Source organism: Salinimicrobium sediminis, from assembly GCF_900215295.1.
GTDB classification, from domain to species: Bacteria; Bacteroidota; Bacteroidia; order Flavobacteriales; family Flavobacteriaceae; genus Salinimicrobium; species Salinimicrobium sediminis.
This window is the reverse complement of the sequence record NZ_OCMF01000001.1, coordinates 852,806-865,889: the sequence shown is the minus strand read 5'-3', so window position 1 is coordinate 865,889 and position 13,084 is coordinate 852,806. Positions and strand designations below refer to the sequence as shown.

Genomic DNA, 13,084 nt, shown 5'->3' with positions numbered 1-13,084 from the left:
GCCCGATTTTTGATCTGCTCAGCTTAGGGTGGAGGAGGAAAAATGTCTTGTTCTTTTTTAATTTGATTTGCTGGGAAGAGTGGCTGGTATATAGAAAAGATGAGTCTGTGGTATACTTCAATAAAACCAGTGGTTAGTATTAGGGAGAGCTTGAAACATTAGTAAGAGTTGTTTGGGCTAATGTTCATTTTATTATCCTTTCTAACGTTTTTACCCTTCAATTTACCGCATTTGCCACTACCACGTATTTTAAGCATAAACACTACTTCAAATCATAAACTTTTTCTGTCAAAAATTTCCTCAAATGAGGTGAATGCACCCTTTTTTATGTTAATATGAGCCAAAAATGTAGGAATTATTGGTAGTTAACTTTTTAAAAGTCAGATAAATATGACAGAAAATTAGGATTCCTTATAGACAAGCGCCCTTATCTTTACCATTGTAAATCGGGTGTATCTGCCAAACGCAGGGCACAACATTTACTTAACCATTCTAAATATTTAATCAAATTCTTACCTTATGAAAAACATCAAAAATTACTTTACATTCCTTGCGGTTTTCGCAATGATCTTTACATCCTGCAGTAAGGATGAATCCGGGGTGGATGCCACCACAGAAAAAGCTACCCTATCTTTTGGAGCTATTGTTGCAGACCTGGCCAATTCAACTAACAAACAGTCCTCTGTTAGCGATTTGCCACAATGTTCAGATGCCGCTCCTTCCTATGTTGAAATCGTTTTAATGCAGGGAGATGGGTACGTTATCGGTGCAGACGCTCCTTATAGAGTCGATCTTGCGGCAGGTCAGGTTTTCACTGAAGAAGATGCTTCTCTGGAACTTGAACCTGGACAATATACTCTTGAGCATTTCGCTGTGTATGATGCCGCCGGGAATCTTACCTGGATCGCACCTAAAGGCGGAGTTCTTGAAGAATTTGTAGATGTATCCCTTCCTTTATCTATTGATTTAGGTGCCGGGGTAAAAAAATATGTTGACGTGTCTGTGTTATGTTATGACGACAGAGACGTAAATGAATATGGATACCAATTCTTCGAATTTAATACTACAAAAGCTTTTGAATTTTGTTTCTTCTCAAACTACTGTACTCCAGAAGGAAGACATTTCCCTGCAAGATATTCAGTAGAATTTTCTATCGATGGTACAGTGATCTACGAAGCAGGAGAAAACATTAACAATGTAGGTGTGAACAACGCCGGAGACAATTATGCAGATCCTATTTGTTTTGCACTTCCAGATCTTGCAGCTTATGCAGATGGTGAAGAGTACATTGATTATACTGTTACCCTACTTGACTGGGATGGCGTTTATGACGCTCCTGAAAATATGGTGATCACAGGAAGCCTTAGCAGAAATGAGATTATGGCCAACTTTGATGGTGACAATAATGTAAATTATGAGCACCTAAGATTTGGATGTGAAGGAGACAACACTGGTGGCGATGACAATGGGAATACAGATGGTGACGATAATGGTGCTGACAACGGTGACGGAGACGATAACGGAACCGGTGATGGTGACGATAACGGTGATACTGATGGTGATGACAACGGTGACGGAGATGACAACGGTGTAGCTGCAGGTTGTGATACAGCTTATATGGTTGGAGACAACGAGCTAAATGAGTTGGGTATCTATAATGGTAATAGCTGGGGCTGGGGTCTTGTTCTTGACGAAGATTCATTTGATGACCAGTATAAAGTAGGTGAAGGAGTATGGAGAGTACCATTCCATGCTGGAGCCGGACAAAATGATACCTCTAAAGGTTGGGAAGCTGGTTTCATAGTGATCACTAAAACCGGAAACACCCTTGAAGTAGAGTTTGATCTTTATGAGGGAGTAACCATAAACGAATCTCATATCTATGTAGGTACAGACTGGCCGGAGGATCGTGCACCGGGACAGTTTGATCTTGGAACAGATACCTTTACTGTTGGTGATGGACCTCTTTACATCGTAGTACATGCAGAAGTTTGTGGAACAGATGAAGATTAAATAATCTGAATACATTTAAAAAAAACCGCTCCGGGAAACCGGGGCGGTTTTTGTTTTCAGGTAGTCTATAAAAAAAGGTGGTGCTGATACAGCTCCACCTTTTTATTTTATAATCCGGAATGGACTTTTCTCTATACCCTTAACATTCCTCTAAAACCTCTGGCGGCATAATAGGATTGTGCACCATTATGATAGACAAAGACATGACCGTAGCGGCGGTCACAAAAAAGAGCTCCTCCGGCTTTTCTTATGCTCTCCGGAGTTTTGATCCAGCTGGAAGTTTTTAGATCGAATTCCCCCAGCTTTTGCAACTCCCTGTATTGTTCTTCGTTTAGAAGCTCAACTCCCATTTCGGCCGCCATATCAAGAGCGTTGTTTTTCGGTTTGTTCTGTTTTCTTGCTTCCAGAGCTTCACGATCGTAGCATAAACTTCTTCTTTCTTTAGGGCTTTCCGCAGCACAGTCAAAGAAAATTAACTCTCCTGAGTTTTTATCCTTTCCTACCACATCCGGTTCGCCGCCGGTTTCTTCCATTTGCCGCAGGGACCAAAGCTTTTCAGGATTAGCTTCCAGTTTGATTTTAATATTTTCCCAGTCCAGGTCTTCATGCCTGAAGGTATGTTTTTCAAACCTTTTTTTGAGAATCCTCAAAATTTCTTCCTGCTCTTTTGACTTTAGTCCTTTAGATCTTTTTGCTGACATCTCTTCCTTTTTTCTATCCTGCTCACTATTTAATTGCCTTAGGGAGAGGTGTGATTTTCGTTTAAATAAATTTAGAAAAAATATAACTGCCTCAGGAATAGATTTTCCTGACATAGAACATCCTAAGATAGATTTAATGTCTATGGCTGAGCAAGCGGATAATTGGAGGAGGCTAAAAAAGCTTCAGGAAAATAATCCTCTCAAAAATGACATTTTGAGAACCTCAGATTTTATAGGCTTCGGAAGTAAATTGAATTTTGTTTTGCTTCCGAAGCAATATTAAAACAGTTCCACATTTAAGAACTTCTGAAGCACCGTAAGCACAAACATGAACCCCAATACCACCGGGCAAACAAATTTGATCATAATGTTAAGGAAACCTTCCAAAAATGAACCTTTGTAATTTGTGGTTCCATGGCTAATTTCTTCAGAAAATTTTGCGGTGGTCCAGCGCGTGGCAATAAAAAGGCTCAGCAGGAAGCCACCAAGAGGTAACGCAACCACCGAGAATAAATCCTGGATAAGGTCCATAAAACTTTTTGGAGTGCCTTCGTAAAAAGTGAAACTTGTCAAACTTTGCACCGCGCCATAACCCAACATACTTGGAATTCCAATCAGGAAAATGAGAAAAGCCATTACCAAAACAGCCTTTCTTCGGGGCCATTTACGTTCATCAATAAAGTAGGCTACCGCAACCTCAAGCAGTGAAATTGTTGAGGTAAGTGCGGCGAAACATAATAACAGGAAAAAACTGCTGCCTATTACTTTTCCAAGAATTGGGCCCATGGCCTGGAAGATTCCCGGTAAAGCGACAAAAACTAACCCCGGACCTTCAGAAGGGGATTGTCCCTGCGAAAATACCAGCGGAAAGATCATCAGTCCTGCCAAAAATGCCACTAGAGTATCTGCAATTGCCACCAGAGTGGCAGAGCTAACAATATTTTCTTTTTTGCTGAGGTACGAACCATAGGTGATCAAGCCACCCATCCCAAGACTTAAGGAAAAGAACGCCTGACCCAAAGCCGAATAGATGGTAGCGCCATTGATAAGGCTGAAGTCGGGCAGGAGATAGAATTTTACACCTTCCATTGCCCCGGGAAGCATGAGGCCGTAAATGATAATCCCTATTAAAATGACAAAAAGTGCGGGCATAAGGATTTTAGCAGAGCCTTCAATCCCTTTTTTTACCCCCTGCAGTACAATTACTGCGGTGATCGCCATAAAGCCAAAGCTAAACCACAGATTATCTGAAAAGTCGGCTACGTAGTCTCCAAAAAATGTAGAAAAATTCTCCTCCTCCAGTAAATTTCCAAAGGCAGTCTCAAGAAAATATCCAAAGGCCCATCCAGAGACTACGTTATAAAAAGAAAGGATCATTACTCCCGATAATATTCCGAAGAGTCCCACCAGTCCCCAAACTTTTCCGCCGTATTTTTTATAGGCACCATAAGGGTTTGCCTGTGCGCTTCTTCCAAGGGTGATCTCTCCCAACATGATGGGAAAACCAATGAGAAAGATCCAGAAGACGTAGATCAATAAAAAGGCGGCACCACCATTTTGTCCCGCCACATATGGGAATTGCCATATGTTTCCCAATCCAACCGCCGATCCTGCCGCGGCTGCTATAAAACCAATTCTGCTCGAAAAACCGCCTCTTGCTGCCATCCGGCAAAAATATATCTTTCCGCAGAATTAGGATCAGGAAAAAGCTGTTTTGGAAAAGTAAATGCCCGGAAAAATTCTGAAACATATTTTTGTTGTATTTCATTACTTTTAAATGATGATCCACTTCCATAAAAAATATTTTTTCGCTGCTATTTTTCTTTTCCTGCTGCTGGTCTTTATCGCAGTTTTTGTGAGAGACTCGGTTATCAGGCCTTATGGCGGTGATCTGCTGGTGGTGGTCTTTCTCTATTGCCTGCTGAAGAGCTTTTTTAGAATACCTGTCAAAAATGCCATTTTTGGAGTGTTCCTTTTTGCCATTGCTATTGAGGCGCTACAGTATCTGAGAATTGTGAACCTGCTGGGACTGGAGGGAAATAATATTGCGACAATAATTTTGGGCAGCTATTTTGAATGGCTTGACATTCTGTTTTACGCTTTAGGAGCTTTACTGGTGTACGTGATGGAGCTGGGTAGAATGAGAAATTTAAGAACAGGAGAGGGTTCAGGGACCTAAAACAATTAAAACTCCTGAAAAAAGATTGGAATCCCGGTTATAGAAAAACAAAACCCTCACTTTTCAGCGAGGGTTTTAATTACAAATTAAAGAGGTTTATTGTTTTAATTCCTCAAGTTTTACTTCTTCCCCTTCTTTGTTCAGCAGTTTTACTTCATCAAACCCCATATCTTTGAACTGTTCAAATTGAGTTTCGGCATCACCTACAACTAAATATGCCATTTTAGATTCATCAAGATATTTTTGAGCCAGTTCCTTATGCTGCTCCAAAGTCATATTTCTGATGATGTTCTCCTCCTGCTCAATATAGTTTGCAGGCAAATCGTATGCACTCATTTCCTGAAGCATACCTAACAAAGAACCCTGGGTTTCAAACCGCAGCGCATTAGATTTAATGAGGGCATTTTTGGTGAACTCAAGATCTTCGGGCTTAATGCCTTCTCTGTATTTCGCTATCTCATCCCTGAAAATTCCAACAGATTCCCCTGTGGCATTGGTACGGACGCTGGAAGAGGCAGTAAAGGTCCCGGGGATCTTGGATCCGCTAAAACCTGAGCGGGCACCGTAGGTGTAGCCTTTTTCTTCTCTTAAGATCAGGTTCACGTTTCCGGAGAAAGAACCTCCGAGTTTATAATTCATCACTTCTGCAGGAAAGAAATCCTTACTGGTGCGTGGCAGCGCGATGTATCCAATATTGATCACAGATTGTTTTGCGCCGGGGACATCAACGAAATATAGGGATGCCTTATCCCTGTTGGTCACTACCTCATATTCCGGAATATTTACTTCTTTGGCTTCCCATTCTTCCTCAAGGTCTTCAATGGCGTCAAGTGCCTCGGTCCGGGAAATGTCCCCGACCACGTGGAACCGACTTACTGAAGGAGAAAAATAATTGTTATAGAAATCCTTGAGGTCCTGCATAGTAATGGCCTCTACAGACGCTACAGTCCCTGAAGTAGGATGGGCAAAAGGATGGTTTGCTCCATACAGCAGTTCGTTATAAACCTGATTGGCGATATAGTTTGGATTAGCCTGATTCCTCTTGATGCTGTTGATCGTGCTGGTCTTTATCCGGCCAAACTCTTCCTCATCCCATCTTGGTTCCAGTAGAATTTCCTCTACCAGCTCCATAGTTTCTTCAAAATTTCGTTTTAGGGTATTTCCCCGAATTACAATAGATTCGTTGGTTGTATACATATTGATGTTTGCACCCAACATATCAATGGCTTCTTCAAGTTCTGCCGGGGTTTTATTGGCAGTACCTTCCATCAGGATATCGGTCATCAGATTGGCTACCCCATTCTTTTTGGTGAGATCGTCAAGCATATGGCCACCTTCGATCACAAGGCTAAAGTTCACCAAAGGCAGTTCAGTTTGCTCAATACCATACACTTCAAGCTGGTTTTCCAGTTCTACATTCCAGGATTCAGGAACATTTAGAGAGGGTGTTTGTCCAACTGCAGGAGGAGTGGAACGGTTGATCTTAGAAGGAGTTTTTTCGATCTCCTTTTCTTCGGAGGCTTCAGCTACTGTGGTTTCAACATTTTCAGTAATTTCTTCCTCTACAACTTTAGCTTTTTCAGAATTTTCTGCAATTAGCTCAAGCTGACCTTTCGGAACAAAGCTGGTCAAAACGTAAGGCTTTTCCTTGATATATTTCTCGTAAACCCTCATCACATCTTCTTTGGTCACCGCCTTGATATTCTCAATATCCTGCTCGATATATCCGGGATCTCCGGTGAATACATCATACTGTGCGAGCTGAAAGGATTTTCCAAGCACGCTGCTTATGCCGTTATAAAAATCTGTTTCCAGGCCGGCTTTGATGCGTTCGATATCCTTTTGAGTTACCCCTTCTTTTTCAAACCGATCAAAGGCTTCATTGATTCCTGCTTCCACTTTATCAAGGTCTACTCCTGCATTAGCTGTAACCATAATCCGGAATTTACCCGCAATTTGATCAGCGCCATTGAACGCTCTCGGTTGAGAGGTAAGTTCTTTCTCTTTTACCAGCACTTCGTAGAGAGGTGCTTCTTTTCCGTCGGAAAGGATTTGGGCAAGGAAATCAAGTGCATACGCATCTTCTGTATACTGTTCCACTGCCGGCCATACCATATTTAACTGGGGAGCTGTGGCAAAATTATCCTCATGATAAAGTCTTTTTGTCTCCTTCAGTTTTACGTTCTGTACTTCAAGCGGGGCAACTTCTTTACGTCTTTTGATCTCTCCAAAGTATTTTTCAACCAGCTTTTTGGTTTCTTCTTTGTTAAAATCTCCTGCGATCACAAGGGTGGCATTGTTTGGCCCGTAAAATCTATCATAGAATTCCTTTACATCTTCAACAGTTGCGCTTTTAAGGTCCTCCAGTTCACCAATCACCTGCCAGCTGTAAGGATGTCCGTCTGGAAAAAGATTTTTGTCGATCACCCAGTTGGTGTGGCCATAAGGATTGTTGTCCACCCGCTGGCGTTTTTCGTTCTGTACCACTTCCTGCTGATTCGCAAAGGCAGATTCGGTTACAGTATTGATAAAATATCCCATTCGGTCGGACTCCAGCCACATGACCATTTCAAGAGCATTTTTAGGGACCACCTCGTAGTAGATAGTGCCGTCAACCCAGGTACCTCCGTTAAGGGTTCCGCCGACGTCCTGAATTTTCTTGAAAAACTGGTCTTGTTCCACATTTTCAGATTCCTGGAACAACATGTGCTCAAACAGGTGGGCAAAACCTGTGCGGCCTTTCTTCTCCCTGTTTGAGCCTACTCCATATTGAATAGCTACGGAAACAATTGGATCGGATTCATCCTGATGCAGGACCACATTAAGTCCATTCTCCAGCTCATATTTTTCAAATTCTATGGACAGTCCCTGTTCCTGGTCCTGATCCTTTTTCGGTACAGTTTCATTTCCCCTTAGCTGCTCAGCGGCCACAAAAGAAGTGGAGGAGAGCGAAATAAATACCAGAAGAAGAATTAATCTTATGCTTTTCATATATCAAAGTTTGAGTTAAAATACTGCTCAATATAGAAATAATTTGCAATAGACTGTTAGTGTTGTTTTTAGCTTTTGCAGAATATTTGGCCCTCTTCTTCCGGTTCTGCAGTTCATCCATCTAAAAACCGCCATTTATTTTGTAGGTAATTTCTTAAATTATAGCTCCTTTTTTAGAAAACCTCATTTAATTTCATATTTTTGAGTGTTAGGGAAGTAGGGTTCCAATGTCAGCTACACCTTTTTTAAAATATGAATACTTTAAATAAATAGGCTGTTGTTAGTCATGGGTAAAAGTTTCAAATTGTGGATTTTAGCGTTTGCAATTGCAGGCTTTACTCTTGCGGCCTATAGCCAGAGCCCCGCACAGGGTCCTCCACAACCGACTACTGCGGCCAGCCAGGGAAATGGAAGAGGCCCGTGTGGTAAACTTCCGGATCTTCCCGATCGTGGCAATGGTCCCGGCATTCCGCCCCCGGTAGGACTTTGTCTTCCTATAAATGATTACCTTTTGCCACTGTTGCTTAGCGGAATTTTATTAGGCAGTATTATGATCTGGAGAATGGAGAAATCTTAGTCAAGTTCCTTTCTCAAAATCCTGATAATCGATAAAAGGTGTTAAAAAATCGACAAAGTGCATTTTTAACATTGAAATTAAAATATATCGCTTTACTTTTCCGCAGTGAAGAAAAAGTGGCGAATTACAGTTCTGCTAGCAATATTTTTTGCAATTTCAGCTTTAACCTACGGGCAAATCTCCGCTCAATATCCACCCGAGCCAATAATGGCTGCGCAGGATACTACAAGCGGTCCATGTGGACAGGGCGATGGAGGCAATCCCGGAGGTATTTCTCCTCCTGTGGGTCTTTGCCTGCCTATAAATGATTATATTTTTCCTCTGTTTATTTCAGGAATAGGATTAGGAGTCTTTAGCCTCTATTATTTTAAGGAGAGGACTAAGAGTTGGAATTCATAAGGCGCTGCACATATTTTCCAATCACGTCAAACTCAAGATTAACCCTGTCACCTTTTTGTAAAGAACCAAAAGTGGTGTGTGCGAGAGTATAGGGAATAATAGCCACGCTAAAATGGCTTTTTTGGGAGTTGACCACGGTAAGGCTCACCCCATTAATTGTTATTGAGCCTTTTTCAATAGTCACATTTTGAAATTCAGGATCGTATTCAAAGGTAAATTCCCTACTGCCTTCCTTGTTGTCAATCCTGGTGCAGGTAGCGGTTTGATCTACATGTCCCTGGACGATATGGCCGTCTAATCTTGCTCCCACCTTCATTCCTCTTTCCAGGTTAACACTGTCTCCCACTTTTAAATTTCCCAGATTGGTCTTATTGAGGGTTTCATCAATAGCTGTGACGGTATATTCATCATCTTTAATATCTACAACAGTAAGACATATTCCATTGTGGGCCACGCTTTGATCAATTTTCAGCTCCTTCGTCATCCCTGCTTTTACCGTAATATTTAGATTTCCGCCATTTTTCTCCAGGGCAGTAACCACTCCCAGTTCTTCAATTATCCCTGTAAACATTTCCTTATTTATTATTTACCTTTGCGCCTATAAAATTAGAATAAATACAGGGAACCTTTATGAAATCAGCCGACAAAATAAAAGTGGGAATAAGTATTGGGGATCTCAACGGGATAGGGAGTGAGATCGTGCTGAAGACTTTTGAAGATGCCCGCATGCTGGAACTGTGTACTCCTGTAGTTTTTGCTTCTGCCAAAACAATAACTTTTATAAAGAAAAAGCTGGATTACGACATCACTTTTCAGGGAATAGAAGATGCTTCCCAGGCTATTGATAATAAATTCAACGTAGTGAACGTATGGAAGGAAAATGTCAATATCAACTTTGGGGAAGAAACTGCCGAAGGTGGTAAGTATGCTTTTGAATCGCTAAGAGCAGCTACCGAGGCCTTAAAAAAAGAGGAGATAGATGTGCTGGTCACGGCTCCAATTAATAAACACAACATCCAAAGCGAAGACTTTAAATTTCCGGGACACACAGATTATCTTGCCAAAGAATTGGAAGGGGAGAGTTTGATGTTCATGATCACTGATACGTTAAGAGTAGGATTGTTAACAGATCATGTTGCTGTTAAAGATGTGGCTTCGGCCATTACTCCCGAACTTATTGAGAAAAAGATCAGGATTATTTACAAGTCCCTGCAGCAGGATTTTAAAATTCAGAAGCCGAAGGTGGCGGTGCTGGGGATAAATCCGCATAGCGGGGATAATGGGGTGATAGGGAATGAAGATGATGAAGTAACCAAACCAACACTGGAAAAAATAAGAAGTTCCGGAAAGCTTGTTTTTGGCCCCTATTCTGCTGACAGTTTCTTCGGAAGTGGCAACTACAAAAATTTTGATGCAGTTGTAGCTGCCTATCATGACCAGGGATTAATTCCTTTTAAGACGCTTTCCTTCGGAAGCGGAGTCAATTTCACAGCCGGGTTGAGTAAAGTTAGAACATCTCCAGATCACGGTACTGCATACGAGATTGCCGGAAAAAATAAAGCCGATCACCACTCCTTCAAAGAAGCGGTTTTTAAAGCCATTGATATTTTTAGAAACCGGCAGGAGTACACCGAATTGACTTCAAATGTTCTGAAAAAGCAGAGCAAAAAGATATAAACAAAAATTTGTTTATAAAGAATAGGCAATTCATTAATTTTTATATCTTTGCACCCGCCTTATCCTAAGGGATAGGCACTTGAAACTGATGATGAAATGAGGAAACTAAAGGAGTTCACGATCCCTTTTGTGGGTCTGAAACAAGGAAAACACCAGTTCGAGTACGAGATAGACAATAAGTTCTTTGAGCATTTTGAATATGATGATTTTAATAGCGCCAATGTAAAGGTGGATCTCGAATTGGAGAAAAAACCTACTATGTTGGAACTTGCTTTTAGAGCATCGGGAACGGTAAATGTTTATTGCGACCTAACCAATGAACCATATGATCAACCCATTGACAGCGAGTTGTTTTTGGTGGTTAAATTTGGACAGGAGTACAATGATGAGAATGAAGATCTCCTTATTCTTCCGCACGGGGAATATGAAGTTAACATTCAACAGTACATTTACGAGCTTATAGTATTGGCAGTTCCGTCAAAAAGAGTTCATCCGGGAGTGCTTGACGGCACCCTAAAGTCTGAAGTACTTGAAAAGCTGGACGAGTTAAGTCCGCGGGAAAAAGAGATCAAAGCAGAGGAGGATATAGATCCCCGCTGGGAGAAGTTAAAAAATTTATTAAACGATAATTAATACGCAGCCATGGCACATCCAAAGAGAAAGACCTCAAAAACGAGGAGAGATAAAAGAAGAACGCATTACAAAGCTTCTGTTCCGCAAATAGCTACAGATCCTACAACAGGAGAAGCACATTTGTACCACAGGGCTCACTGGCATGAAGGTAAACTTTACTACCGTGGCCAGGTATTGATCGATAACACCGAAGAAGTAGAAGCTTAATCATAAAGAGCTTTGACTACCATACAAAACTCTCACATTGTGAGAGTTTTTTGTTTTAAGTTGATAAAGTGCTAAAAACACCTTAATTTGCACCGCTGTATTTTGAAGATTTAGTAATTTACTGTTTTTCAGCACGCTATCCTTTATACAGAGGCATAAATTGCATATTTATGAATAAAACAACAGCAGCGATTACAGCTGTAGGCGCATATGTACCCGAATTTGTATTGTCCAACAAGATCCTCGAAACCATGGTGGATACTAATGATGAATGGATCACTTCCAGAACAGGGATCAAAGAGCGCCGTATCCTCAAAGATGCTGATAAAGGAACTTCCTACCTGGCCATTAAGGCTGCCGAAGATCTTATCAAAAAATCCGGAATAGATCCCGCAGAAATTGACCTTTTGATCATGGCTACGGCCACACCGGATCTTCCCGTTGCGGCTACAGGAGTTTATGTAGCTACACAAATAGGTGCAGTTAATGCTTTCGCCTATGACCTGCAGGCAGCCTGCTCCAGTTTTCTTTACGGAATGTCTACTGCAGCAGCCTATATAGAGTCTGGTAGATACAAGAAAGTCCTGGTCATTGGAGCCGATAAAATGTCATCAATCATTGATTATACAGACAGGACTACCTGTATCATTTTTGGAGATGGTGCCGGTGCGGCTTTATTTGAGCCTAATGAAGAAGGTTTGGGATTGCAGGATGAAATTCTTAGAAGCGATGGTACGGGAAGAGAATTTTTAAAGATTACGGCCGGTGGTTCTTTATTTCCGCCTACAGCCGAAACAGTAGCTAACAAACAGCATTATGTTTTCCAGGACGGGAAGACCGTCTTTAAGTTTGCCGTTACCAATATGGCCGATGTGAGTGCTAAGATCATGGAACGCAACAATTTAACCAATGAAGATGTCGATTGGCTGGTGCCTCACCAGGCTAACCGCCGCATCATTGATGCTACTTCCAGCCGAATGGGTCTGGAAGATTCCAAAGTACTTATGAACATTCAGCGTTACGGGAACACTACTTCCGCTACCTTGCCGCTGCTATTGAATGACTTTGAAAAACAATTTAAAAAAGGAGATAATCTTATATTTGCTTCATTTGGAGGAGGGTTCACCTGGGGCTCTGTCTATCTAAAATGGGCTTATAATTCTTAAAACACCCAACACTAAATATTATGGATTTAAAAGAAATTCAGAATCTGATCAAATTTGTGGCTAAATCCGGAGCCAGTGAAGTGAAGCTGGAAATGGATGATGTGAAGATCACCATCAAAACGGGATCTGATGAGAACAGGGAGACTACCATCCTGCAACAGGTTCCCATGCAGGCAGCCCCACAAATGCACCAACCGGTGCAACAGCAGCAAACATCACAGGCACCTCAGCAACAGGAGAGCCAATCCAAAGGAGGAGGCGAAGCCGCGGCCTCACAGGATAAAGGTTATATCACCATCAAATCCCCTATTATTGGTACATTCTACAGGAAACCATCGCCAGATAAAGATGCTTTTGTAGAAGTTGGCGATTCCATTAAGGAGGGAGACGTGCTTTGTGTGATTGAAGCCATGAAGTTATTCAACGAGATAGAAAGTGAAGTGTCAGGAAAAATCGTAAAAGTATTGGTAGATGATTCATCTCCCGTAGAATTTGATCAGCCACTTTTCCTTGTCGATCCATCATAACAGGTGTTCGAAAA

Annotated in this window: 12 protein-coding genes; 8 read left to right on the top strand and 4 right to left on the bottom strand. The window is 41.5% G+C overall.

Annotated elements, in window-relative coordinates:
- Positions 1 to 519: 519 nt before the first annotated feature.
- Positions 520 to 2,013, top strand: a complete 1,494-nt coding sequence (locus tag CRO16_RS03980; protein ID WP_097055027.1) for a hypothetical protein — start codon at positions 520 to 522, stop codon at positions 2,011 to 2,013.
- 131 nt (positions 2,014 to 2,144) lie between these two features.
- Here CRO16_RS03980 and CRO16_RS03975 read toward each other — a convergent pair whose 3' ends face one another.
- Together CRO16_RS03975 and CRO16_RS03970 are read right to left on the bottom strand one after the other, a co-directional pair.
- Positions 2,145 to 2,714, bottom strand: a complete 570-nt coding sequence (locus tag CRO16_RS03975) for a DUF4256 domain-containing protein (RefSeq protein WP_097055774.1) — start codon at positions 2,712 to 2,714, stop codon at positions 2,145 to 2,147.
- 279 nt (positions 2,715 to 2,993) lie between these two features.
- A complete protein-coding gene (locus tag CRO16_RS03970; RefSeq protein ID WP_097055026.1) occupies positions 2,994 to 4,379 on the bottom strand; it encodes a sodium-dependent transporter in 1,386 nt (461 codons plus the stop codon).
- A gap of 112 nt (positions 4,380 to 4,491) precedes the next feature.
- Between CRO16_RS03970 and CRO16_RS03965 the strand changes: the two genes are divergently transcribed.
- Positions 4,492 to 4,893: a ribosomal maturation YjgA family protein gene (locus CRO16_RS03965; protein WP_097055025.1), complete on the top strand. Its 402-nt coding sequence runs from the start codon at positions 4,492 to 4,494 to the stop codon at positions 4,891 to 4,893.
- A gap of 96 nt (positions 4,894 to 4,989) precedes the next feature.
- Here the strand turns inward: CRO16_RS03965 and CRO16_RS03960 are convergent, their stop codons facing one another.
- Complete coding sequence (locus CRO16_RS03960; RefSeq protein ID WP_097055024.1) at positions 4,990 to 7,884, bottom strand: M16 family metallopeptidase; 2,895 nt, start codon at positions 7,882 to 7,884, stop codon at positions 4,990 to 4,992.
- 286 nt (positions 7,885 to 8,170) lie between these two features.
- On the opposite strand from CRO16_RS03960, the gene CRO16_RS03955 reads away from it, so the two are divergent.
- Positions 8,171 to 8,461, top strand: a complete 291-nt coding sequence (locus CRO16_RS03955) for a hypothetical protein (protein WP_097055023.1) — start codon at positions 8,171 to 8,173, stop codon at positions 8,459 to 8,461.
- Between the two features lie 379 nt (positions 8,462 to 8,840).
- Here the strand turns inward: CRO16_RS03955 and CRO16_RS03945 are convergent, their stop codons facing one another.
- A complete protein-coding gene (locus CRO16_RS03945) occupies positions 8,841 to 9,431 on the bottom strand; it encodes a riboflavin synthase (RefSeq protein WP_097055021.1) in 591 nt (196 codons plus the stop codon).
- A 59-nt stretch (positions 9,432 to 9,490) separates the two neighbouring features.
- Between CRO16_RS03945 and pdxA the strand changes: the two genes are divergently transcribed.
- From pdxA to accB, 5 genes are all read left to right on the top strand, one after another.
- On the top strand, positions 9,491 to 10,537 hold the full coding sequence (gene pdxA / locus CRO16_RS03940; RefSeq protein WP_097055020.1) for a 4-hydroxythreonine-4-phosphate dehydrogenase PdxA: 1,047 nt from the start codon (positions 9,491 to 9,493) through the stop codon (positions 10,535 to 10,537).
- Positions 10,538 to 10,633: 96 nt separating this feature from the next.
- Positions 10,634 to 11,170: a YceD family protein gene (locus CRO16_RS03935; RefSeq protein WP_097055019.1), complete on the top strand. Its 537-nt coding sequence runs from the start codon at positions 10,634 to 10,636 to the stop codon at positions 11,168 to 11,170.
- Between the two features lie 9 nt (positions 11,171 to 11,179).
- The gene (gene rpmF, locus CRO16_RS03930; RefSeq protein WP_006988996.1) at positions 11,180 to 11,377 is read left to right on the top strand and encodes a 50S ribosomal protein L32; all 198 of its coding nucleotides are present in this window, start codon (positions 11,180 to 11,182) and stop codon (positions 11,375 to 11,377) included.
- A 170-nt stretch (positions 11,378 to 11,547) separates the two neighbouring features.
- Positions 11,548 to 12,543, top strand: a complete 996-nt coding sequence (locus tag CRO16_RS03925) for a beta-ketoacyl-ACP synthase III (RefSeq protein WP_097055018.1) — start codon at positions 11,548 to 11,550, stop codon at positions 12,541 to 12,543.
- Between the two features lie 20 nt (positions 12,544 to 12,563).
- On the top strand, positions 12,564 to 13,070 hold the full coding sequence (gene accB / locus CRO16_RS03920; RefSeq protein WP_097055017.1) for an acetyl-CoA carboxylase biotin carboxyl carrier protein: 507 nt from the start codon (positions 12,564 to 12,566) through the stop codon (positions 13,068 to 13,070).
- Positions 13,071 to 13,084 lie beyond the last annotated feature (14 nt).